We start from the raw sequence: 20,940 nt of genomic DNA, 5'->3' as shown, positions 1-20,940 counted from the left end.
GATAAAGGCGGAGGCACGATGACTCTGCTACAGATCGATTTTCCCAGTCATGGTCCTTGGGGTGAGGACTTCACAAAAATGGCCAGCGATTTGGCCCACCACTTGAGCAAAACACCAGGCATGGTCTGGAAAATCTGGACCGAAAACAGCCGTACGGGGGACTGCGGCGGCGTTTACCTTTTCGCGGATGAAAGTTCCGCAAACAACTTCCTGAAGGAACACCTGCCACGGCTTGATTCGATGGGAATCAAGGATGTGCGAGCGAAGGTTCTGGACGTTAACGAGGGCCTTTCGCACATCACACGAGCGCCGATCGCGGCTACGGTGGCGAAAACGGCGTAGGGTCGAGTTCGCAGAGAATACGTGGTTGGAGTGAATTGGAGAGCGGCTGAGTTTTGTGACTATTTGCGGTCGCTCCCGGTGCAAGCGAGTTCCTTGGTCATCTTGAGAATGGGTAGTGTGTCGCCACTGGGCAACGGCAGGTCGATTTGTTCGGCCGAATGGTAGCCGTGGCTCCGGTAAAAAGGGACGCCACTCAGGGTTGCTCCCATTTCGCATCGGCGGAAGCCGGCATCCAGCGCGACCCGCTCACAGTGACGCAGGATCATGGCTCCCAGACCTCGGCGTGCCCAGTTGGGATGCACGAAGAATGCGCGGATCCTGGCCGCATCCACGGCTGGATCGAGCAGAGCATCGTCGCGTCCGGGGCGATGATCGCTGCCGTATGGGGTATTGCGTTTGCTCCACCCGCCACATGCGACCGGAATTCTGGTGCCATTGTCGATGGCCTCGACAATGAAGTAGGTGCCATCCTCGACCAGGCGCGAGTCCACCCCAAGCCAGGTGCCGAGCGCCGCCTGCAACTGCCGCTCGGTATAGGCACTGGTCATCAAGCCGTGAACCGAGCAGGCAATTAACTCGTGAAGCGCGGGAATGTCCCCGGCGTGAGCGGCTCGGAGGATAAATTGCGGGTTAGTGGCGGACATCGTCCGGAACCTCTCGCCATTGGACTCAGGTGCAATAAGGTGAGTCGCAGAATTGCTGGGGCGGGTAGCACTGCCCTGCTCTGGATAGATTACGGGATGGCGATTAATGAGATGGTCCGCCGCCGAGTAGGGCACCCTATGCGTCAAAGAAGAGGGCGACGAGCGTCGCCCCTTCGAAGAACCACAGAGTGCGTCTTACTTTCTGATTCCCGCATCGGGAAACACCCAGCCAGGATTAGTGACTATCAGGTGTATCTCCTGAAACGTTCCCTCTCCGGTGATGACTCCGTTTTCGTGTATAACTTCGCCAGTGTCCGTCGTAATCTCAGCGGAAACGCTGCAATCGCTGTTTACGTTGTAGCTTGCCGTGAAGCTATCGTTTCCAGCAGTGCTGGCGAGTTTAAATGTCTCCGAGCCGAAGAAGCTTCCAGTGCCATCAGCATCAAATTTGCCGATGTGAGCGACAGGGACGAAAGATGGGAGAACTGGCGGACCCAGTGAGCCTTGGCCGAAAAGACCATAGTTGCCCTTGATGGTCCTGTTTGAACATCCGGAAACCGGAGTTCTTTTGAGCACTCCGGATTGCACCCGAGCAGCATCAGTATAGGTAATGTAAATCGTCTGGGTCATGCCTTCACCCATGATGGTCCCCATAAACTGGGCGGGCATCGAAACTCCGCTCACGGTGATCTTGCAGTCGGGAGTTACGTCATACGTGCCCGTAATTGTGGCTCCCCACGGAACGACCGAACCGCCAAGGCTGATGGAGTATTTAATGGTCCAGTTGCCCTCACCATCGAAGCTGTGCAGTCCTACAGCGGCCACCGGGTATGGTGGAGTGGGAGCATCAGGGAATGCAACGAACAAAGTGCCCTCCGCGTGGCTCCCGAAATTGCCTTTCACGGTGGCGGGCGAACACGTCTTGCCATTTGCGACCTGCGCTGTCAAGGGAATCGCAACCAAGAGAATCAGTATGACGGCAAATAATCGGTTAATTTTCATCGCGTATCTCCTTCCTTTCGAGAGAGCCGAAAGGATGCCGAACGCCTGAACGTTGCGGCGAGGTTCCATTTTTTGATCGAGGATTCGTCCGAGAAGCTTCGCCTGAAACGGCGTAGAGGGGAAACCGCTTCGATGCGAAGCAGCCACGCGAATTGTAGCACCGTCTGAACTTCGCGAATGAGCGAAATATCAGGGGCTTCCCATAATCTATCCAGCTACCCCGATCAGAATACCAACCGGAAAAGGAGTTTGAACTCGGGTTGTCATTCAGATTAGAAGGGTTCGTAAAGGGGGGGACTGGCGCGCCCGGAGAGATTCGAACTCCCGACCTAATGCTCCGGAGGCATTCGCTCTATCCAGCTGAGCTACGGGCGCGCTCGCTAACATTATAGCAACGGCAAAACCGGAACCGCGGATTTTCGCCTATTGATGCGGAAGGGCATCATTATATGAACGGCAAGCGGGGTGGTAGGCTTATGGAGTTGAGCAACGGAGCAGGGCGTTGCTACTTCTAAGCAGAAGCCGGGGTTGATGGCCGGAAAAGGTCAACATCCCCACCTGAGCCAAAAGAAGGTTTGAATGGGGCACCCGCAGTATCTTGGAGGATGTGATGGAGGGTTGGAAGAAGGCGTTGGTGGTGGGAACGCTTGGGGCGGGAGCGGTGCTGGTGATGACGAGGCGGCGTCCGGCGGGCGCGGTGTTTGCGGCGGCAGGGTTGGCGCTGCTGGCGTCGGAGTATCCGGAGAAGTTCGAGGCGATCTGGGAGAACGCGCCGGAGTACATGAATCGGGCGACACAGATTCTGGGCGTCATCTCGAAGATCAGCGAGCGGTTTGCCGAGGCTGCGGAGAAGCGCAGCTCGGAAGCGTGGCATAGTTTACAGGAAGAGTACGGAGCCTAAGAAACGGCAAAACTGAATGCGGAGTTTTGGGGATTAACGCGGATCAGGAGGGCAGTTTCGCCGCTTAGCGACAATCGGAATCGTTGAGCTATTTGGGCCAGTGAAGGGCTGCGGAGGTGTACTGGGTGTCGGGCGAGCGATAGATGTTGGGCTTGTTGCTGCGGCCGGGAAGAGCGCCGGTTTCCGGCATTACGGCGAGGTGGAACGGCGCAGCGGCGGCGTCGAACTTCACCAGGATGTGATGGGTTCCGCGGTCGAGGTGAAAGACTTCCGAAGTGGTCCGGAGGTCGCGCTGCCCGGTTCGACGGATGGCGGGCTTGCCATCGATGAAGACGACCATTCCGCCGGCGGTTTCAGCATAGAGGCGCCAATCGCCAGCGGTGGGTAGCCAGATTTCAGAAGACGCGTAGTAAATTCCGTTTCCTTTGCGAGCTGCGGGAAGCTCGAATTTTCCCGTAACGAATTGCAGGTTCGACACGCGGTCGCTGCCGTAGCGCGACTTCTTGAGTTGATCGCGCTCGGGCGCCCAGGTTCGGTCGAAATTGGAGGTTTTGCCGAATGGGCCGACGAAGCGAAAGTCGGTCAGCAGGCCGGAATCCTTGGAAACGAGCAACTGGTCGAGATCGTCCGAAGCAGCGGCCTTGATGGTTTGCTGGGCCAGGAGATTCGGGGCAAGGGAAGTAAGGCAGAGCGACAGAATCGCGAGGACGAACCGGCCAGGGCGGAATGTCTTGTAGCGGCGCATGCTTATTTTCGCCTCGACCCGTTTAGGAGTTCCTCCCCGGCGGTTAACACCGTTGGGGAGGTTCTCTCCTGACGATATCCGCTCCCTCCCCGGCACCGCTTCCCCCCAGGAAATTCTGCCAGAAGGGGAGAGAAACATGTCTTATTGGATCAAGGTGGAGGCAGTTTGCACCGGCGTGCGCTGGGATGAAATGGAGAAGATTTCCTAGGTGTCCCGGTAATAAACCTTAGCCCGGTAATGGAACGTGCAGAGCGGGTGACATCTGCTGAGCGGCGGCGTACATCAGATTTTCCGGAGTGTTTGTGCCCCGTTCGACTCCATTGACGATACTTTTTCTTTGGGCGCTCCTGTCGGCGCTGGCGCTGGCGCAGGACCGGCAGCTCATCAGCGATCCCAACCAGGAACTCTATGGCTCATCTTCGTTCGCGCGCGGATACCTGCACGGGTACGAGTGGGGATATCACGATGGCGATCTGGACCTGCAACTGGCACACGAGGTGCAAGACCCGGCGAAAATGAAGGACTACGGCGGAGCGAAGCGCGCGTTCAAGAAGAGTTTCGGCGACCGCGATGCGTTCATCAAGGGATACCAATACGGCTTCCGCGTTGGTTACGGAGATGCGATTAAGGGATTGAGATTCCGCGCCGTCGATAACTTGCGGGAGTTAGCGCAGGACCTGCCGCCGGTGAATCGGGAATCCGCGCCGATTCTTGATCAGGCAATTGTTCGTGGGTATCTCGATGGCGTGCGCTCTGGGCTGCATGATGGCCGTTCCAGGAAGGCCGATTACCGGCCGGATCGCTCAGACTGCCAACTGGCGTTGCGGTTCCAGAAGCCTCCGGCGCAGTTTTATTGCAGCGCATATTCGGTGGGGTATCGGCTGGGATACGCGGATGGATTCCACAACCAGCGGCCCATACCCGAACCGAGACGGATGGCGGGAGAAGAATAAAAATCAATCGAAAAACCGACGACCGGGAGAAGCGAAGAACGAAATGACGAATGTAAGAACGAATGGAGGTTCTTTCAAGCACCCTCCATTTCGTCGTTCGACATTCGTCATTTCGTTATTTTAGGGCTGGACTTTCGGTGAGTCGCGGGTGGCCTCCTTGTCCTCTTCGGCCTTGATTATTCCGCTGTCATCCACGAAGAATGCTCGTTCCGTGGGTGAGATGGTGGTTGGGGTCATCCAAAGGGAATAGGTTTTGGGGGTGCCTCTGAATTTGACGGTGTAGTCGTTGCGCTGCGGACTCAGGAGCCGCTTGGTGAAAGAGCCTTGGCCGACGAGTTCACGTAACGTACTGGCGTACTGGCCACCGTGCTTATGGCTATAGTTCTTTTCGGCATTGACCACCACGCGCATGTACCCCAGGGCCTGGGCCTCTTTTTCGGAACGTGCGGGATCGCCCTTGAACTTGGGCGTGTACGGAGTGCCGGGAGCAGGTGGGGCGCCGATCTGCGCGGCGGCGAGGGTGGCGAGGACTGTTATCAAAAGAGTTACTGAAAAAGCGCGCATTTGTTTCTTCATCGTGGTACTCTCTCCCGCAAGTTAGATGCTGTACGTTCGCGTACCCGAAGGTACATAGTCCGAATGGCCAGTGTCCCTTGAGCCATCGTACCTTTTGCAATCCGGACAATTCAGCATATGCTACCAGCGTTCCACAGGATGACCAGTTATGAAACAAGCAGCTGTCGCCAAGAAACCCAAAATCCGCGTCGCCGTTGTTGAGAGCGATCCCCTTCGGTTCATCGGATTCCGAGCACTTTTTGACGATGAACCCGATTTCGAACTGGCCTCTGCCAGCATTCAAGAGATTGCCACCCGCAGTGACGTCGACCTGATCCTGCTGGGCAGCCGCGGGGGACAGAACCTGTTCGACGTGATGGCCAGCCTGAAGGCCAGCCGTCCCGACCTGCGAATCCTGGTAACCGGAGCGGGCGCCGATGATGAGACGATTTTGAAGGCGCTGGCAGCCGGAGCCAAGGGTTACGTGGACGAAGCGGCTTCGCCGCAGGAGTTTACCACTGCGATCCGTATCGTGAACCAGGGTTCGGTTTGGGCACCACGAAGGGTGCTGTCAACGTTTATTGAGCGCGTTACGGCGTCTCCGGGACGGATTTTTCCGGCTGGCAGGGTAACTTTCACCGACCGCGAAAAAGAGGTTCTGGAACTGCTGGTTGCAGGGCGGTCAAATAAGGAAATAGGGTCATCGCTCGGAATTGAAGAGCGTACAGTGAAAGCTCACGTTGCAAAATTGATGCGTAAGGTAGGTGTGCAGAACAGGATAGCGCTTTCGGTCCACGCCATTACGCATTCGCTGGTCATCTCGAAATAGGTGACGTTAAGACGAGGCGCTGGGCGCGAAAGTACAATGTCCGGCCGTGACTTGTGAGGATTACTGGTTCGGTGGATACTCTCTTCACCTACCACAGAACCTGGGAGACGGGGTTGGGATTGGTAACGAGGGTCACCGATTCCAACCCTTTCACTTTTCCGGGAAAACCACCCCAATCGTGCTTGAACCTACCCAGTAAACGCTGAGTTTTCAACAGCAGCAAACCTTGGGCATCTTTGACTCCATCCGAACGAGTATTATCAGTCGTGAAACCAGGGCGACTAAACTCTTTGCGAAAGAGGCTTCATGAGAAAACTGCTCGTTGTGTTCCTATTGATGCTGCTGGCGATTCCGTTGTTGGCGGACGACCGTGAGAAGGACAAGGACCGGTTGCAGAGCGCAGCACAGGTTCTGGACGACGTAATGTCGGCGCCAGATAAGGGCATCCCGGAAGAGATTTTGGGCGATGCGAAGTGCCTGGCGGTGGTGCCGTCGCTGCTGAAGGGTGGATTCATCGTCGGCGGCGCGTATGGGAAGGGCGTTGCCAGCTGCAAGACCGCGAACGGGTGGAGCACGCCAGCGTTTTTCCGTGTCGAAGGCGGAAGCTTCGGCTTACAGATCGGCGGACAGGCTGTGGATTACATCATGGTCATCATGAATGACCGGGGCATGCAGGACCTGCTTTCAAGCAAGTTCAAACTCGGAGCAGATGCGTCGGTCGCGGCAGGGCCAGTCGGACGCCATGCGGAAGGCGCCACGGACTGGAAGATGCGCGCGGAGGTCCTGACGTATTCCCGGTCGCGCGGCGTGTTCGCGGGAATCACGCTTAATGGCGCGGTGATCAAGCAGGACCAGGACGATACGCGAGCGTTTTACGGCCGCATGGTTCCATTCAAGACACTACTGACGGGCGAGTTCACACCGATCCCGTCGGCGGCATCACCGTGGATAGATGCGCTGCGGAAGTACGCTCCGGCGGCGGTAACGGCGACACCTGCGAAGACGGCAGAGCCGGCCAGTTCGGAGAAGAAGCAGTAGAATTTTGTTCGCCATTAGCAATTAGTGACTACAAGACACTGCAAGACAATGGGGGCCGCTGAAGAGCAGCCCCCATTGTTTTGTCCGACTGGACAACAGCTGAGGTTCAGGATCGCTTTTTGCGGCACGCGTGGAAGGCTGCCCTCCCCGAAGGGCTTTGAGCGTGTGCTCTTGGTGCAGGCGCCTGATACGATAGCGTCGAACTCAGAATGCGCCATCGTCTGGAATATGCTCCGGTCTGGGTGATCGTCCGGATATTCGCGATCCTGCCGCGCCCGGTTGCGCGCGGGCTGGGGATTGCCCTGGCGCACACAATTCGGCTGCTGCACCGGCGGCTGTGGCACGTTGGCATGCGCAACCTCGAACTGGCGTTTCCGGAAAAGCCTCTACCGGAGCGCAAGCGGATTCTGCGCTGCGTGTATACCTCACTGGGCCGGCTGCTGGCCGAATTTACCAAATTCCCCGAGTACACGAAAGAGAACGTCAAGCGGATTGCGGTTTACGAGGGGTTCGAGAATTTTGAGCGTGCCCGGGAGCGCGGCAAGGGCGTCCTGTTTATGACGGCGCACCTCGGTGGTTGGGAGGTCGGCGCCTTCGCGCATTCGGTTTACGGCAATCCGCTTAACGTGATGATGCGAGAGTTGGACAATCCTTACCTGGACCGTCTGGTGACCGGCTATCGTTCGCTGCATGGAAACCGCATGATGTCGAAGGACGACTTCGCGCGCGGGCTGCTTGGGGCGATGAGGCGGGGCGAGACGGTCGGGATATTGATGGACACGAATATGACGCCGCCGCAGGGAGTATTCGTGGATTTCTTCGGCCACCTTGCATGTACCGCGAGCGGTGTGGCGCGAGTGGCGCTGCGAACCGGTGCGGCAGTGGTCCCGGCATTCTCCATCTGGGACAAAGAGCTGCGAAAGTACCGTATTCATTTCGAGCCGCCAATTCCGTTGGCAAACACAGGAGATGACGAGGCCGACGCGATTACGAATACGGCGGCGTTCACGAAGAAGATTGAAGAATTCGTGCGGCGATACCCGGACCAGTGGCTGTGGGTGCATCGGCGATGGAAGGCGCGACCGCCGGGAGAAGGGCCGATTTACTGATTGGAAGATCGGAAGACAAACCACGAAGGACACTAAGGGGCACGAAGATGAAAGTCTCGCAGATTGCTGCGGAGATTGGCGGCAGAGTCATCGGGGATGGTGGGCAAGAAGTCAGGCGTGTTGCGAGCCTTGCGGCCGCGCAGGCGACGGATCTGTCGTTCGTGGAGGATGCCAAGTTCGCCGACGATGGGCGGAGGAGTGCGGCAGGGGCACTGATTACTGCCGAAGCGAGTGTCGAGGCTCTGCAAAGGAGGACGTTGATCGTGGTTCGGAATCCACGACTGGGGTTTGCGAAGGCTGGGGCGTTGCTCGCAGGGGAAGGGAAAGCGTGCACGGGTGTTCACAAATCAGCCGTCCTGGATTCTTCAGCGAGACTTGGCGAAGGAGTGAGCATTGGGGCACAGGCTTTCATTGGGCCGCGTGTGGCGATTGGTCGCAACGCGGTGATCGGGCCGGGATGCGTGCTGCTTGGTGATATTGAAATCGGGGAGGACTGCGAACTGGTAGCGAGGGTGACGGTTTATCCGCACACGAAGATTGGTGACCGGGTGACGGTTCATGCGGGCGCGGTGCTGGGCAGCGATGGTTTCGGATTCGTGCCGGATGAACAGGGGCGCTATCACAAGTTTCCTCAGATTGGGCGACTGGAAGTCGGGAACGATGTCGAGATAGGCGCAAACGCGACCGTGGATCGAGGCGCGCTGGATGCTACGATCCTTTCAGACGGCGTGAAACTCGACAATCTCGTCCACATTGGCCACAACGTGCGGCTGGGCGAGAACGTGGTATCGGCTGCGCAAACGGGGATTTCCGGAAGCTCGGTCATCGAGAAGAACGTTCTGATCGGTGGACAGGTGGGAATTGCCGATCACGTGACAGTCGAGGAGGGAGCCATTCTTGGCGCGCAGGCAGGAATTCCCAGCAACAAGGTCATTCGTGGAAAAGGTGTAGTCTTTTGGGGAACGCCAGCGCGGCCGATTCGCGAGTACCTGAAAGAGCTGGCGGTGCTCGCGAGATTGGTAAAGCGGGACGCTAAACCATAGAGACTTGGGATTGTCACAGCTTCAATGGCTCTGATTGTTGTTGGCGGGCATTCGCGGAATGTGGGGAAGACGAGCGTGGTGGCGGGTCTGATTTCCGCGCTGCGCGAGTGCGAGTGGCTTGCCGTCAAGATCACGCAGTATGGCCATGGGATCTGCTCAGCGAATGGCGAGCCGTGCGATTGCGTGACCGCGGATCACGCTTCTGCAATCACCGAAGAGCGCGACCGGTCGGGAGAGACAGATACGTCGAGGTTTCTCGTGGCGGGTGCGTCGCGAGTTTTGTGGGTGCGGACGCAGCAGGGATTTTTGGCCGAGGCAATTCCGCGTCTCCGGCAAGAGATGGCGAAGGCGCGCAATGTAATCCTCGAGTCGAATAGCGTGCTGCGCTTTGTGCGGCCGGATGTATATATGGTTGTGCTTGATCCCGCCACCAAAGATTTCAAGGAATCGGCGCGTGAGTATCTCGATCGGGCGGATGCGGTGCTGCTGCATGCGGCCGATGGAGTGGCGTGGCAGGGAGTTTCGTTAAAGCCGGTGGCGGGACGGCCGGTGTTTCAGGTGGAGCCGCCGAAGTACGTCAGCGGGGAACTGGTGGATTTTGTGAGGCAACGAATCGTGGCATCGGCCGATCGTGCCATTGAGCCATCGAAAACATGATTTCAGGAAGCGGCGATTGCGACGGCATTGACGCAGTTCTCAGGACATGCCGTGCTCCAAACTACATCGCCCAAGCAGAGCTTGGACGGAGCACCGACGAGTAATTCTCGATGCACGATTTTCAAATCCTCTTCGATCATGGTGAGCGGTCGGATCTGCTGGATCCGGTGTATTCGCCTTATGGGAAGCTGGGATTTCCAGCGCCGCTGGCGGAACGGCCGTGGGTTTATGCCAATTTTGTGCAGACGCTGGATGGCATCGTTTCGCTGCTGGGAGTGAATGCGTCGGGATCAGATATTGCGCAGAGCGAAGAAGACCGGTGGTTGATGGATTTGCTGCGGGCTCATGCGGACGCGGTGCTGCTCGGTATGGGCACGCTGATGGTTGAGAAGCGGCTGGAGCGGCCGCGACCTCGCGGGCCGGTGTTTCGGATCGTCGAGCCAACATTGCAGCAGTTGCGCGCGAAATTGCGGCGAGGAGTTGAACGCAACATTTTTGTGAGCGCGACCGGCAATTTTCAAGTGGCGGATTTTGCGGTATTCGATGGCGACCGCGTAGATAGTGCCATTATCACAACTGTTTCTGGAGCGGAACGGTTACGGCCGCAGCAGGCGACGCATCCGCATGTGAAGATCGTCGTCGCCGGAGACGGGAGCGAGGTCGACCTGAAGGTCGCGATGCGCACGCTTCGGCAGGAAATGGGCATCAAGTATCTGCTGTGCGAGGGCGGGCCGGTGCTTTACGGGCACATGATTCGCGCCGGACTGATTGACGAAAAATTCCTGACGATTGCGCCGATCGATACCGGGCAGGAGATTCCGCAGGAGCAGGAATTCGTGCCATGGAAGCAACCGGCAATTCGACCGACGATCTTTGCCGGAACGGGATTCACCAAGGAAGATGTTGTGCGCTGGCATTGGCTGAGCTGCAGGAAAGTTGGGGATTTGCAGTTCAATCGATATCGGGCGATCAGGTAATCGGGAAATCAGGTGGCCGGCTTTACTGACCCGGTTCCCCGATTTGCCTTCAGGGTCTCAGGACGGGTGGGCCTTCATCTTCGCTGCCGGATGCCTTTTCGGGCAGTGCTGCGGCAGCGCCACGGCGCTGTTCAGTTTTTTTCAGGTCGCGGATAATTTCCTGGCGGCCGTCGCCGGTAAATTCGCGGGCGAACCGCGTCAGGGCCATGGACACCAGGTCGGAGTGGTGGATCTTCTCGAGTCCCTTCTCCCGCGTGATATCCAGCCAAAGTCGATGTACGAGGTGAACGTCTTCGGTCCTCATGCTCGGCGTGTGCGGTCCGATGCGATAGGTATCGACCTCCATATCCGGACGAACAACCTGGAACAACATTTCCTTCTTGGGCTCGGGCATGGCCTCCCAGGCGCGACCGAGGTAGAAGGCCTGTTCCTGGGCGGTCATCTTGCTGGAAAGGCCGGCGACGATGGCGGACGAACCGAGAGCGCTGGCGGTCTGAACGATGGCGGACCAGACATCACGCGCTGGAACGACGAGCAGATCGACGTGGCGGCCAAATCCTTCGGCCACGCCAACAGCACGAGTAAATAGTGTTTGCTCGTAATCGGAGAATATCTGGTCCATCGAGAGGTCGTACTCGGCACTGCCTGGGCCGGTGAGGCGCGCGGCCATGACGACGATGTCGATGTCAAGGGCGGTGTGCGAAAGCACCCACTTGAGATGATTCAAAGTGTTGTAGTCGCGAACCGCAACGAGCACGTTGCCTGGCTTTATGCCGACTGTCTGGTTGTCGACCGTGTCACGGTGGAGCAACTGGAAATGTTCCTTCATCGATGCTTGAGCGTTAGCGAATTTCCGCATGTTGATACGCTCGGAGACGGTGAAGATGATGAGAAACATCACGGTGAAGGTCAGGCCGGCCACCGTCGCGATCGACTTCGTCATCAGGTTCGTGACCGCTGTGCAGAAGAGCACGAGGAAAACCGAACCGAGACCAATCGGTAGCTCCACGCCGGCGATGGTGATGTTCGGCGGCATCTTCCAGCCGCGTATACCTTTGAACTTGAAGCGCAACACCAGCATGGAGAAGCTGTTGAAGGTGAAGCTCCAGATGACGCCAAAGGCGTACGCTTCGCCCAGGGTGTAGACGTCGCCGCGGCTGCCGACAATCGTGAGAATCTGAAGGATGACGATGAGATTGATGATGCGATAGCTGGTCCCGTATTTCTTGTGCGGCTTGCGGAACCAGTCAGTGAGTACACCGTCTTCGGAGATTCGGTTCAGGACTCCATTGGCGCCGATGATCGAGGTGTTGATGGCTCCCGAGAGCATCAGGAATCCGACGAGAACGACGAAGACCTGGAATGCGAGCCTGATAGAGTGCGGGCCCACGAAGCTCATCGCCAAACCGCTGATGAGATTGTCCTTGTAGACCGTGGTCCGAAGAGCGTCGGGAACGATCATGACGCCGAACAGTGAGATCAAGCCGGTGAAGAGGAAGCTGTAGATGCCAATGATGATGGCGGCTTTCTTCAGGTTCGTGAGCTTGGGATGCGCCAGCTCACGGTTCACCTGCGCGAGCGTCTCTTCGCCGCTCATGGCGAGCACGGAGTGACCAAAGGCTATCAGAACCCCGAAAAGACCGAAGGTCTGTGCCCAGTTCGTGTGCTTGATGAATCCGAGGGCCTCGGTGCTGAAATGAAGATTCGAGGGGATCGGCAGCGGCGGAAGTTGCGAGCCGCGTATCCAGATGGTTACGACTGACCAACCGAGCGCGACCACCACCATCACGGTGACGATCTTCATCACGTTGAGAGCCTTTTCGCTGCTCTCTTCAATGCCCATGGTGTTCTGCCACCAGTAGTAGAGGGTCATGATGATGGCGAACACGAGGGCAGAGGCGTTCTCGTTGATCTGGAAATTGAACGGGAAGAAGCCGTGGACGTGGGCGGTGTGGAACAGGGAGTTGATTAGACCGCCGATGTAGTGGCCGGCGGAGACACCCGAGATCGGTCCGGTGAGGATGTAATCGAACATCAGGGCGGAGACGCTGACTTTTGCCAGGCCGCCGCCGAGGGCCTCTTTGACGACACGGTATACGCCCCCGCGAACGAACATGGAACAGCTCTCCACGTAAACCGCGCGCACGGTAAACGCGAAGAGCATGACGCCGATGATGAACCAGGGGGCCGCCTTCCCGACCGCCTGTTCGGCGATGGGGCCGGCGTAAAAAGCGGAGGAGCCGAGGTCGTTCAGGACGATGGCCGCTGCTCTCCAGAAGGAGATAAAGGTCAGCATCACCGACGTCGCTACGACGATGCGAACTCTCTGCTTTCCGGGAGAGGATGGCTGGGAAGAATCGGGCATTTAGACTGTTGAAAATCCGCCACTCAGCGGAAGGGGTCCAAGTCTGCGAGTTTAAAGCCTGAGTGGTCGGCAGTCAACGATGCGGATCAGGACAGGATGGTCTTCACGTCTTCAATGAAGGAGAGAATCAGAACCGCGGTCGAGCCTATAAGGCCGACTACAAAGAGTCCTTCGATGACGTCGAGAAAACCTGTAACGAATATTGCGGCAACGTGCATATGACCAATTAGAGAGCGTGCGGACGAGAAAGTAAATCACACGAAGGTAAATCACACGATGGTGCCGTTCGTGTAACGCAAAGATTTGCAGGCGTTTGTTACACTTGCGCTGATGCGACGCGTCCATCCCAGCGCATGGTTGCTGGCCATCAGTTCTGGCATCCTGCAGATCCTCGTCTTCCCGACACCGGATCTCACATTCTTGTGCTGGGTGGCACTGGCCCCGCTGATCTACGCAATCCTGCGGGCGCGCGAAGTCGATGCGACGGTTCTGCTGGAATCGCAGAGTCCCTCCTTTCTCATTCCCGCAACTCCCAAGCAAGGATTCGTACTCGGCTGGACGTGCGGGGTGGTCTGGTACCTGGGAACGTGCTACTGGGTGTTCCATGTAATGCACCTATATGGCGGCCTGAACCCGTTCGTATCCTTCCTGCTGCTGATCCTGTTCTCGTTGTACCTGGGATTGAATCACGGCATTTTCGGTGCGCTATTGGCGTGGGCAGGGCAGGCCAGAGCAGGCTTCAGCCGGAGAGCCCTGGTCCTGGCGCCGTTTCTGTGGGTCACGGTGGAGTTGATTCGGACGTACGTTGTCGGATTCCCGTGGGACCTGCTCGGGACGGCACAGGTGAACAATATTCCGCTTAGCCGGCTGGCAACAGTGACGGGGGTTTACGGGCTCTCGTTCGAGATCGCGCTGGTGAACACGGTTTTCGCGGCGACCTTCCTGGTACATAAGACCAAACGGAAGGCGATGATCGCGGCGGCACTGGTATCATCCGTCGCATTGCAGACGGAGCAGTTCGTCAAGTTCGATCCCGCGCCGACCGAAGCCAATGCGCTGCTGGTGCAGCAGAATGTGCCGATTCGCGAGGAATGGACCGCGGCGGAGTACGACAGGTTGCTGGCCAATTTGTCGGACATTAGTATTCTGCCGAAGGAGGCCCAAAAAGACGCAGGCCTGATTGTCTGGCCGGAATCTCCAGCACCGTTCTTCCTCAACGATCCGCAATTCGTGAACACGATCGCCGATGTGGCCAGGAAGTCAGATGCGTACGTCATTGCTGGAAGCATCGGGGTACATCCTCGACGGAGCAACTCTTCCGAGAATATCTACAACTCGGCGGCGCTGGTCAGCCCACAGGGCGCAGTGGTGGCACGCTATGACAAGGTGCACCTGGTGCCGTTCGGAGAGTACGTTCCGTTTGCCAGCGTGCTTAGGTTCGCCAAGTCGCTGACCGCGGAAGTGGGAAACTTTGTGCCTGGGACGTACCGGGCGCCTCTCACGGTGGATGGGCAGCGCGTCGGCGTGTTCATCTGCTACGAATCGGTCTTTCCGGGTGAAGTGCGGCAGTTCGCGGAACGCGGGGCCGATGTGTTCGTCAACATTTCGAACGATGGCTGGTTCGGCAACACCGGTGCGCCCTGGCAGCACCTGAACATGGCGCGGATGAGGGCGATCGAGAACGATCGCTGGCTGCTGCGCGATACGAATACGGGGATTACGGCTGTCGTCGATCCACTGGGGCGCGTTGTGCAGTCGTTGCCGCGCAACAGGCGCGGCGTCCTAAAGGCCGGCTACGGGCGCGAAACAGGCACCACTTTCTACACGCGCTACGGCGATTGGTTCCCGATACTGTGTGCGATAATCAGCATAGTCGGGCTGTTCTTCCGCTTCAGGGAACGAGCGGATGTGACGCAGCCACAACCGGTGTAGAGATGCAGGTCCCTCGACTTCGGTCGCGAGCGCGCCAACAACGCGCGCAAACAAAACCTCGCGACCTTCGCTCGGGATGGCGAAAGTTGGTTGGAGAACTTAAGGAATGGAATCCAAGTACACGACGGAAGAGCTAGAACAGCAGTATGCCGCGCTGAAAGACAAGGTGCGCGAGCTCCGGGAGTATCTTTGACGCGCCCAAGGTGCGCGCGCAACTCGACGAGGTCGAGAAGAAAGTAAACGATCCGAACTTCTGGTCCGATCCTGAAAATTCCCAAAAAGTGATGCGCGAGCGCAAGCGCCTGGAAGACGCTTTGTCGACCGACAAGGAACTGGTGCAGCGCAGCGAGGACATCGGTGCGTTCTTCGAATTGGCCCACGAGGGCGAGGACGTCTCCGAAGAGCTGAAGAAGGAACTGGACGCTCTGCGCGGGTTGGTCGAGAAACTCGAAACACAGACGCTTCTCTCCGGTTCACAGGATGCGGCAAACGCAATCGTTACGATCCATCCAGGGGCGGGCGGAACCGAGTCGCAGGACTGGGCCGAAATGTTGATGCGCATGTACCTGCGATGGTGCGAGCGCAAGGGCTTCGAAACCGTGTTGAACGACTACCAGGCGGGCGAAGAAGCTGGCATCAAGTCAGCGACGTTTTCGATTACCGGCGAATACGCGTACGGGCTGATGGTGAGCGAAATCGGCGTGCACCGGTTGGTCCGCATCTCGCCCTTCGACCAGGCGGCGCGAAGGCATACCTCGTTCGCGAGCGTGTTCGTCTCGCCGGAAATCGACGACAGCATCGACATTGTCGTCAAGCCGGAAGAGATTCGTATCGATACCTTCCGCTCCGGTGGCAAGGGCGGACAGCACGTCAACACGACGGACTCGGCAGTGCGGATTACGCATTTTCCGACGGGGATTGTCGTGAGCTGCCAGAACGAGCGCTCACAGCACAAGAACCGGGAGCGGGCGTTCAAAATCCTGCGGTCGAAGCTGTACGAGTACGAACTGGAGAAGAAGAAGGAAGCGAGCAAGCAGATTGAGGACGCGAAGCTGGACATCGCATTCGGGTCGCAGATTCGGTCGTACGTGTTGCAGCCATACCGGCTGATAAAAGATTTGAGGACGCGTTATGAGGTCGGCGACGTGGATCGTGTGCTGGATGGCGATCTCGACGGGTTCATACGGGCGTATCTGCTGATGAGGCGGGAGCAGAGAGGACAGTGAACGCGGTGGTAATCGGAAGATCGGAAGAGCAAATCGTGCGGAGCAGAGATGAATGCTAGTGTCCATTCTGATAATTTCGGCTCGACCCGACAGGCCGCCCTGGTCCGCGGACGACGGCTGGAATATCTGACCGTTGGGTGGAATTCGCTCGAGGCGATTGCATCGATTGTCGCTGGACTTCTTGCCGGGAGCATTGCTCTGGTTGGCTTTGGATTGGATTCGGTGATCGAGACGTCTTCCGGTGCGGCGTTGCTGTGGCGATTGAGTCATGCGAATGAGCGGAATGCTGACACTCGCGAACGGGCCGAGCGGGTTGCGCTAAGAATTGTAGGGGCGAGCTTTCTCGCGCTCGCAGCATACGTCGGCTACCAGGCAGCGAAGGACCTTTGGACGCGGGAAGTGCCCGAGCACAGTATTCCCGGAATCATTATTGCTGCGCTTTCTCTGATCGCTATGCCGCTGCTGGCGCGCGCAAAACGCAAGGTCGCGCGCACGCTGAACAGCAATGCTCTCCACGCCGATTCGCGGCAGACCGACCTTTGTGCCTATCTTTCGGCGATTCTGCTGGGCGGTTTACTTTTGAATTTCCTGCTGGGATGGTGGTGGGCCGATCCCGTCGCGGGACTTATCATGGTTCCAATTATTATCCGCGAAGGGATCGAGGCGCTGAAGGGCGATCCGTGTGCGTGCAATGCGTCCATCGAAGTTTTGGGAACTGTCCCACCCTTCGCGTCAGAAGCGGACGCGAAGAATGGGGCACCCGGGTGTGGATGTAAGCAGGAACGGCACGGCTGAAGCCGTGCCCCTTCAAACATGGAAGCGCGGCATCTGAGTCAAAAATTCGAGCAGGCATTTCAACTAGCCTTCGAACTGCACCAGACGAAAGGGAAGCAGGGAAGGAAAGGCAAGGACACGCCCTACGTGTCGCACCTGATGGCAGTGGCGGCGTTGGTACTGGAGTTTGGCGGCTCAGAAGAAGAAGCGACGGCGGCGCTGCTGCACGACGCGGTTGAGGACCAGGGTGGGCAAAGGACGCTGAAGCTAATCGAGGAGCGCTTCGGTCCCAGGGTCGCGAAGATCGTCGCGGACTGCAGCGACTGCGAGGGCGATCCGAAGCCCGCGTGGCGAGAGCGAAAACAAAAGTACATCGAGCATCTTCCAGGGGTTTCCGAGAGTAGTCGCCGCGTGTCGCTTGCGGACAAGATTCACAACGCTGGAACGATTTTGCGGGATGTGCGACATCACGGCACGAAAACGTTTGAACGCTTCAGCGGAAAACGTAACGGGACGCTCTGGTACTACGATGCGCTGGCGCGGGCGTTCCTGGAGCAAAAGCGGGACGAGATGGCCCGGGAACTGGACCGTATTGTGAACGAATTGTACGCGGCGGCCAACGAAAAGCGCCCGAAAGAACTGGCATTTCCGGAGACCTAACCCATGGGCCACATGCTGGACCTGATTAAACAGTCTGCCGTGCCGGCGAACCTGCTGCGCTCGGCCTCCAAAGGGGCATTATCACTTCCCGCGCCGGAGATGATCGAGATATTGGTTCACCTCAGGCATCACCCGATTGTGGGCGAGCAGGCGCGGATAACGCTCGCCGGGTGGGATCTGAAGCAGGCCGAGGCAATCGCAGCGGATCGGGCGACGCCGGTGGAAGTTCTCGAATATTTCTTTGATCCAAAAAATCTGAGGCCGCAGTTGTTCCTGGCGCTGCTGGGAAATCCTTCGCTGCCGGAAGAGCGGATACAGGAGGTTGCGGAAAGCGCTTCGCGCGACATGGCAAAGGTGATGCTGACGACGCCGCGGGTTCGTGGCGCGGAGAGAGTGTTACGTGCCCTGCAAAAGAATCCGCACCTGACCGTCGCAGAGCATGAGGACATCAAAGCCGCGCTGGGAGGTTCGGCGGCGCCGAGCGAAACGGAACCGCTGGAAGATTTCGAAGAAACGCCGGAGATGCGGGAATTCCTCGAGAAGCACAGGGCGGAGATCGAGTCGGCGGAGAACGACATATTCCAGCTCTATCGGCCGGAAGGCTTGGATCCGGACGACCTCGACGACTTGCTTGGGCTGGCGAAGATCGACTGGAAAGACGAGAAGGCGACGCACAAGGCCGCAGACAAGCACGCGAATCCGGAAGACGAAAAAAAGCTTTCGACGCTGCAGAAACTGGCGCGCATGACCGTTGGCGAGCGCGTTCAGGCGGCAATGAAGGGGAACAAGGACGAACGATTCATCCTGATCCGCGATGGTGCGAAGGTTGTGGCGCTCGCGGTGTTGGAGTCGCCGAAGGTGACCGATACCGAGGCGGAGATGTTCGCCTCCATGAAGAATGTGCAGGAAGCGGTGTTGCGCGGCATTGCGGCAAAAAGGAAGTACATGAAGAACTATGCGGTCATCCGCGCCCTGATCAATAACCCAAGAACGCCGCTCGATTTGGCACTGCCGCTTATGCCGCACCTGCTCGTGATGGACTTGAAGCATCTTTCGATGAATAAGAACGTCAGTGATTTGCTGAGGAAGCTAGGGCTCAAGATGTTTCGGGAAAAGAGCCAGTCGAAGAAAGAGTAAGACAGGGAATGTCGAAATGACGAATCTCAGAATGACGAATGAACTGCATTGACGATTGAAACCCGAAAAAATACCGACAGTGCAGTTCAATCGCCCAATGAGTCAATCGTCAATGCCGTTCAGAACTGGGCCTGGGCTTCGGCTTTGGCGGCGCAATCGGGACAGAAGGTCCAATCCTTGAGGTCGATCCATTCCACCGCGTGGGATGAAGCCATGACGCAGCGGTAGTCCTGGCAATGAGTGAGTTCGAGAGTGTGGCCAAGTTCGTGGATGCATTCGGTGAGAAGACGTCGCCCGAGAAGGGGTAAGTCGGGCGGCAGTCCATAGAACTCCTGGCGAAGGCGGTGGTAGGAAACGACCGAACAGGCGCCGCCGAGTTCGGCTTCGCCGAAAACGAACGTCAAAATGGGGATATAGAGGTCGACGGGCGTGACGCCGAGCATTCGCCAGGTACTGGGTTGCACGAAGTCATGCAGGCGCTCCAGTATCTCGCTGGAGTGGAACTGGTCGCGCTCCGGGTGAAACGCGAAGCCTGGGTCCAAATGCGGGTCGACGATTTCGCAGGGAATGCGAAAGCCTTCGATGAGCTCCTGGCGTAGCCATTCCAGCAGCCCTGGATCGACATTTCCGATCGGCAGCAGGTTCAGGGCTTTCATCGAGTCTCTACGATGTCTTTTTTCCAGCCGTACTTCTTCAGCTTGTGATGCAGTGTGACGCGGTCGATGTCGAGCATTTCAGCGGCGCGCGTTTGGTTTCCGCCACATTCCTCGAGCACTCGCAGGATGTGTGTACGTTCCATTTCATCCAATGTCTTGCCCTGAAAAGCTGAACTAACGGATGAACCATTGACCTTGGCGAGCGTGAAGTCCTGTTCGCGAAGTTCGGGTTCCTGCGCCACGACCATGGCGCGCTCGACGGCGTTTTCCAGTTCACGGATGTTGCCCGGCCAGGCGTGAGCCTGCAGAATATCCATCGCCCGCGGTGACACACGAGTGATGCGCTTGTTCATCTCCTTCGAGAACTTGCCAACGAAGTGATTGACGAGTAACGGGATGTCTTCCCTACGGTCGCGCAGCGGCGGCAGTTCAATGCGGAAGACGTTGAGGCGGTAAAAGAGGTCGGGGCGGAACTTGCCTTCTTCGATTAGCTGCTCAAGGCTCTTATTGGTCGCCGAAACGATGCGGAAGTCGACCTTGATCGATTGATTGCCACCGACGCGAACGATTTCGCGCTCCTGCAAAACGCGCAGCAGGTCGGTCTGCGTTTTGAGACTGATGTCGCCGATCTCGTCCAGGAATACGGTTCCGCCTTCAGCGATTTCAAACTTACCCTTCTTGCGGTACTGCGCTCCGGTGAAGGCACCTTTTTCGTGGCCGAAGAGTTCGCTTTCCAGCAGAGTCTCGGTGAGCGCGCCGCAGTGAATTACAACGAGCGGGTGAAAGCGCCGCGGGCTGGCATAGTGGATGGCGCGTGCGACCAACTCTTTCCCGGTGCCACTTTCGCCGGTGATGAGCACCGTGGCGTCGGTGGGTCCGACGGTTTCGATGGCTTCGAAGACGCGCTGCATGGCCGGACCCTGGCCGACGATTTCGGATGGGCGGGTGGACTCCGCGACCTGTTCTTTCAAGCGAACGTTCTCGCGCTGCGCATTGCGATGCTCGAGCGCCCGGTTCACGAGGTGCGCGATCTCGTCTGGATCGAGCGGTTTGGTCACGTAGTCATAGGCGCCATTTTTCAACGCGGCTATGGCGGTTTCGACCGAGGCGTAGCCGGTCATCATGATGCAGATGACATCGGATTCGACCTCGTGAATGCGGCGCTGCAATTCGATGCCGTCTGTGCCGCGCATCTTAATGTCGAGCAGTGCGACATCCCACCTGCGTTCAGCGAGGCGAAGCAGGGCCTCATTGGCGTTTTCGGCGGTACCGACGTCGAATCCCTCTTCGCGAAACCACTTGCTGAGGGAATCGCGTACGCTCAATTCGTCATCTACGATCAGCAGATTTCCCTTAATGTCACTCACGTTCCTGGCTCCTGCGCTATTCCGTGCC

The 20,940-nt window shown here is 57.9% G+C and carries 22 protein-coding genes and 1 tRNA gene; 14 read left to right on the top strand and 9 right to left on the bottom strand.

Annotation, left to right across the window (positions count from 1 at the left end; all coding sequences use genetic code 11):
- The first annotated feature begins 18 nt into the window (after nucleotides 1-18).
- A complete protein-coding gene (locus tag ROO76_21400) occupies nucleotides 19-342 on the top strand; it encodes a monooxygenase (GenBank protein MDT8070725.1) in 324 nt (107 codons plus the stop codon).
- A 59-nt stretch (nucleotides 343-401) separates the two neighbouring features.
- On the opposite strand, the gene ROO76_21395 is transcribed toward ROO76_21400, so the two are convergent.
- From ROO76_21395 to ROO76_21385, 3 genes are all read right to left on the bottom strand, one after another.
- Nucleotides 402-986: a GNAT family N-acetyltransferase gene (locus ROO76_21395; protein MDT8070724.1), complete on the bottom strand. Its 585-nt coding sequence runs from the start codon at nucleotides 984-986 to the stop codon at nucleotides 402-404.
- A 195-nt stretch (nucleotides 987-1,181) separates the two neighbouring features.
- Nucleotides 1,182-1,988 (bottom strand): hypothetical protein, encoded by an 807-nt coding sequence (locus ROO76_21390; GenBank protein ID MDT8070723.1) that lies wholly within the window; start codon nucleotides 1,986-1,988, stop codon nucleotides 1,182-1,184.
- A gap of 298 nt (nucleotides 1,989-2,286) precedes the next feature.
- Nucleotides 2,287-2,363: transfer RNA gene (locus tag ROO76_21385), tRNA-Arg, on the bottom strand.
- A gap of 235 nt (nucleotides 2,364-2,598) precedes the next feature.
- Between ROO76_21385 and ROO76_21380 the strand changes: the two genes are divergently transcribed.
- A complete protein-coding gene (locus ROO76_21380; GenBank protein ID MDT8070722.1) occupies nucleotides 2,599-2,889 on the top strand; it encodes a hypothetical protein in 291 nt (96 codons plus the stop codon).
- A gap of 88 nt (nucleotides 2,890-2,977) precedes the next feature.
- Here ROO76_21380 and ROO76_21375 read toward each other — a convergent pair whose 3' ends face one another.
- Nucleotides 2,978-3,634 carry a hypothetical protein gene (locus tag ROO76_21375; protein ID MDT8070721.1) on the bottom strand — a complete coding sequence of 219 codons (657 nt, stop codon included), beginning with the start codon at nucleotides 3,632-3,634 and terminating at the stop codon, nucleotides 2,978-2,980.
- 302 nt (nucleotides 3,635-3,936) lie between these two features.
- Here ROO76_21375 and ROO76_21370 point away from each other — a divergent pair, with 302 nt between their 5' ends.
- Nucleotides 3,937-4,587 (top strand): hypothetical protein, encoded by a 651-nt coding sequence (locus ROO76_21370; protein ID MDT8070720.1) that lies wholly within the window; start codon nucleotides 3,937-3,939, stop codon nucleotides 4,585-4,587.
- A 120-nt stretch (nucleotides 4,588-4,707) separates the two neighbouring features.
- Here the strand turns inward: ROO76_21370 and ROO76_21365 are convergent, their stop codons facing one another.
- Nucleotides 4,708-5,163 (bottom strand): hypothetical protein, encoded by a 456-nt coding sequence (locus tag ROO76_21365; protein ID MDT8070719.1) that lies wholly within the window; start codon nucleotides 5,161-5,163, stop codon nucleotides 4,708-4,710.
- Nucleotides 5,164-5,311: 148 nt separating this feature from the next.
- Between ROO76_21365 and ROO76_21360 the strand changes: the two genes are divergently transcribed.
- The 6 genes from ROO76_21360 to ROO76_21335 all read left to right on the top strand — a co-directional run bounded on the left by ROO76_21360 (nucleotide 5,312) and on the right by ROO76_21335 (nucleotide 10,795).
- Nucleotides 5,312-5,971 carry a response regulator transcription factor gene (locus ROO76_21360; protein MDT8070718.1) on the top strand — a complete coding sequence of 220 codons (660 nt, stop codon included), beginning with the start codon at nucleotides 5,312-5,314 and terminating at the stop codon, nucleotides 5,969-5,971.
- Between the two features lie 306 nt (nucleotides 5,972-6,277).
- On the top strand, nucleotides 6,278-7,009 hold the full coding sequence (locus ROO76_21355; protein ID MDT8070717.1) for a lipid-binding SYLF domain-containing protein: 732 nt from the start codon (nucleotides 6,278-6,280) through the stop codon (nucleotides 7,007-7,009).
- A gap of 209 nt (nucleotides 7,010-7,218) precedes the next feature.
- Entirely contained in the window at nucleotides 7,219-8,118 is a 900-nt protein-coding gene (locus tag ROO76_21350) for a lysophospholipid acyltransferase family protein (GenBank protein ID MDT8070716.1), read from the top strand.
- Between the two features lie 47 nt (nucleotides 8,119-8,165).
- Complete coding sequence (gene lpxD / locus ROO76_21345; protein ID MDT8070715.1) at nucleotides 8,166-9,161, top strand: UDP-3-O-(3-hydroxymyristoyl)glucosamine N-acyltransferase; 996 nt, start codon at nucleotides 8,166-8,168, stop codon at nucleotides 9,159-9,161.
- Between the two features lie 24 nt (nucleotides 9,162-9,185).
- Nucleotides 9,186-9,818 (top strand): hypothetical protein, encoded by a 633-nt coding sequence (locus ROO76_21340; GenBank protein MDT8070714.1) that lies wholly within the window; start codon nucleotides 9,186-9,188, stop codon nucleotides 9,816-9,818.
- Between the two features lie 110 nt (nucleotides 9,819-9,928).
- Nucleotides 9,929-10,795: a dihydrofolate reductase family protein gene (locus ROO76_21335; GenBank protein ID MDT8070713.1), complete on the top strand. Its 867-nt coding sequence runs from the start codon at nucleotides 9,929-9,931 to the stop codon at nucleotides 10,793-10,795.
- Between the two features lie 49 nt (nucleotides 10,796-10,844).
- Here ROO76_21335 and ROO76_21330 read toward each other — a convergent pair whose 3' ends face one another.
- Both ROO76_21330 and ROO76_21325 read right to left on the bottom strand, forming a co-directional pair.
- Nucleotides 10,845-13,160: an APC family permease gene (locus ROO76_21330; protein MDT8070712.1), complete on the bottom strand. Its 2,316-nt coding sequence runs from the start codon at nucleotides 13,158-13,160 to the stop codon at nucleotides 10,845-10,847.
- A gap of 86 nt (nucleotides 13,161-13,246) precedes the next feature.
- Nucleotides 13,247-13,378: a hypothetical protein gene (locus ROO76_21325; GenBank protein ID MDT8070711.1), complete on the bottom strand. Its 132-nt coding sequence runs from the start codon at nucleotides 13,376-13,378 to the stop codon at nucleotides 13,247-13,249.
- Nucleotides 13,379-13,490: 112 nt separating this feature from the next.
- On the opposite strand from ROO76_21325, the gene lnt reads away from it, so the two are divergent.
- The 5 genes from lnt (at nucleotide 13,491) to ROO76_21300 (ending at nucleotide 18,889) form a co-directional block, all read left to right on the top strand.
- Complete coding sequence (gene lnt, locus ROO76_21320) at nucleotides 13,491-15,092, top strand: apolipoprotein N-acyltransferase (protein ID MDT8070710.1); 1,602 nt, start codon at nucleotides 13,491-13,493, stop codon at nucleotides 15,090-15,092.
- 106 nt (nucleotides 15,093-15,198) lie between these two features.
- Nucleotides 15,199-16,318 (top strand): peptide chain release factor 2 gene (gene prfB, locus ROO76_21315; protein MDT8070709.1). Its coding sequence is split into 2 segments (ribosomal slippage): nucleotides 15,199-15,282 and nucleotides 15,284-16,318, totalling 1,119 coding nucleotides; the frame shifts between segments, so codons are not numbered across the junction.
- 48 nt (nucleotides 16,319-16,366) lie between these two features.
- Entirely contained in the window at nucleotides 16,367-17,113 is a 747-nt protein-coding gene (locus ROO76_21310; GenBank protein MDT8070708.1) for a cation transporter, read from the top strand.
- Between the two features lie 18 nt (nucleotides 17,114-17,131).
- Nucleotides 17,132-17,752, top strand: coding sequence for an HD domain-containing protein (locus ROO76_21305; GenBank protein ID MDT8070707.1), 621 nt, complete (start codon nucleotides 17,132-17,134; stop codon nucleotides 17,750-17,752).
- Nucleotides 17,753-17,755: 3 nt separating this feature from the next.
- On the top strand, nucleotides 17,756-18,889 hold the full coding sequence (locus ROO76_21300) for a hypothetical protein (GenBank protein MDT8070706.1): 1,134 nt from the start codon (nucleotides 17,756-17,758) through the stop codon (nucleotides 18,887-18,889).
- A 119-nt stretch (nucleotides 18,890-19,008) separates the two neighbouring features.
- Here the strand turns inward: ROO76_21300 and ROO76_21295 are convergent, their stop codons facing one another.
- Together ROO76_21295 and ROO76_21290 are read right to left on the bottom strand one after the other, a co-directional pair.
- Nucleotides 19,009-19,545, bottom strand: coding sequence for an archaemetzincin family Zn-dependent metalloprotease (locus tag ROO76_21295; protein ID MDT8070705.1), 537 nt, complete (start codon nucleotides 19,543-19,545; stop codon nucleotides 19,009-19,011).
- Nucleotides 19,542-20,912, bottom strand: coding sequence for a sigma-54 dependent transcriptional regulator (locus ROO76_21290; GenBank protein ID MDT8070704.1), 1,371 nt, complete (start codon nucleotides 20,910-20,912; stop codon nucleotides 19,542-19,544). The genes ROO76_21295 and ROO76_21290 overlap by 4 nt, the downstream gene beginning before the upstream one ends.
- Nucleotides 20,913-20,940: the final 28 nt, after the last annotated feature.

It is taken from the genome of Terriglobia bacterium (assembly GCA_032252755.1).
In the GTDB taxonomy this organism is placed as follows: Bacteria; Acidobacteriota; Terriglobia; order Terriglobales; family Acidobacteriaceae; genus JAVUPY01.
This window is presented reverse-complemented; position numbering and strand designations above follow the sequence as displayed.

What these genes read in the sequence shown, in the direction of transcription:
- lpxD (MDT8070715.1), top strand. Translation starts at nt 8,166, where the DNA reads ATGAAAGTCTCGCAGATTGCTGCGGAGATTGGCGGCAGAGTCATCGGG.
- ROO76_21335 (MDT8070713.1), top strand. Translation starts at nt 9,929, where the DNA reads ATGCACGATTTTCAAATCCTCTTCGATCATGGTGAGCGGTCGGATCTG.
- ROO76_21330 (MDT8070712.1), bottom strand. Translation starts at nt 13,160, where the DNA reads ATGCCCGATTCTTCCCAGCCATCCTCTCCCGGAAAGCAGAGAGTTCGC.
- ROO76_21295 (MDT8070705.1), bottom strand. Translation starts at nt 19,545, where the DNA reads ATGAAAGCCCTGAACCTGCTGCCGATCGGAAATGTCGATCCAGGGCTG.
- ROO76_21400 (MDT8070725.1), top strand. Translation starts at nt 19, where the DNA reads ATGACTCTGCTACAGATCGATTTTCCCAGTCATGGTCCTTGGGGTGAG.
- ROO76_21390 (MDT8070723.1), bottom strand. Translation starts at nt 1,988, where the DNA reads ATGAAAATTAACCGATTATTTGCCGTCATACTGATTCTCTTGGTTGCG.
- ROO76_21360 (MDT8070718.1), top strand. Translation starts at nt 5,312, where the DNA reads ATGAAACAAGCAGCTGTCGCCAAGAAACCCAAAATCCGCGTCGCCGTT.
- ROO76_21300 (MDT8070706.1), top strand. Translation starts at nt 17,756, where the DNA reads ATGGGCCACATGCTGGACCTGATTAAACAGTCTGCCGTGCCGGCGAAC.
- ROO76_21355 (MDT8070717.1), top strand. Translation starts at nt 6,278, where the DNA reads ATGAGAAAACTGCTCGTTGTGTTCCTATTGATGCTGCTGGCGATTCCG.
- ROO76_21305 (MDT8070707.1), top strand. Translation starts at nt 17,132, where the DNA reads ATGGAAGCGCGGCATCTGAGTCAAAAATTCGAGCAGGCATTTCAACTA.
- ROO76_21365 (MDT8070719.1), bottom strand. Translation starts at nt 5,163, where the DNA reads ATGAAGAAACAAATGCGCGCTTTTTCAGTAACTCTTTTGATAACAGTC.
- ROO76_21325 (MDT8070711.1), bottom strand. Translation starts at nt 13,378, where the DNA reads ATGCACGTTGCCGCAATATTCGTTACAGGTTTTCTCGACGTCATCGAA.
- ROO76_21375 (MDT8070721.1), bottom strand. Translation starts at nt 3,634, where the DNA reads ATGCGCCGCTACAAGACATTCCGCCCTGGCCGGTTCGTCCTCGCGATT.
- ROO76_21380 (MDT8070722.1), top strand. Translation starts at nt 2,599, where the DNA reads ATGGAGGGTTGGAAGAAGGCGTTGGTGGTGGGAACGCTTGGGGCGGGA.
- ROO76_21395 (MDT8070724.1), bottom strand. Translation starts at nt 986, where the DNA reads ATGTCCGCCACTAACCCGCAATTTATCCTCCGAGCCGCTCACGCCGGG.
- ROO76_21340 (MDT8070714.1), top strand. Translation starts at nt 9,186, where the DNA reads ATGGCTCTGATTGTTGTTGGCGGGCATTCGCGGAATGTGGGGAAGACG.
- ROO76_21350 (MDT8070716.1), top strand. Translation starts at nt 7,219, where the DNA reads ATGCGCCATCGTCTGGAATATGCTCCGGTCTGGGTGATCGTCCGGATA.
- lnt (MDT8070710.1), top strand. Translation starts at nt 13,491, where the DNA reads ATGCGACGCGTCCATCCCAGCGCATGGTTGCTGGCCATCAGTTCTGGC.
- ROO76_21310 (MDT8070708.1), top strand. Translation starts at nt 16,367, where the DNA reads ATGAATGCTAGTGTCCATTCTGATAATTTCGGCTCGACCCGACAGGCC.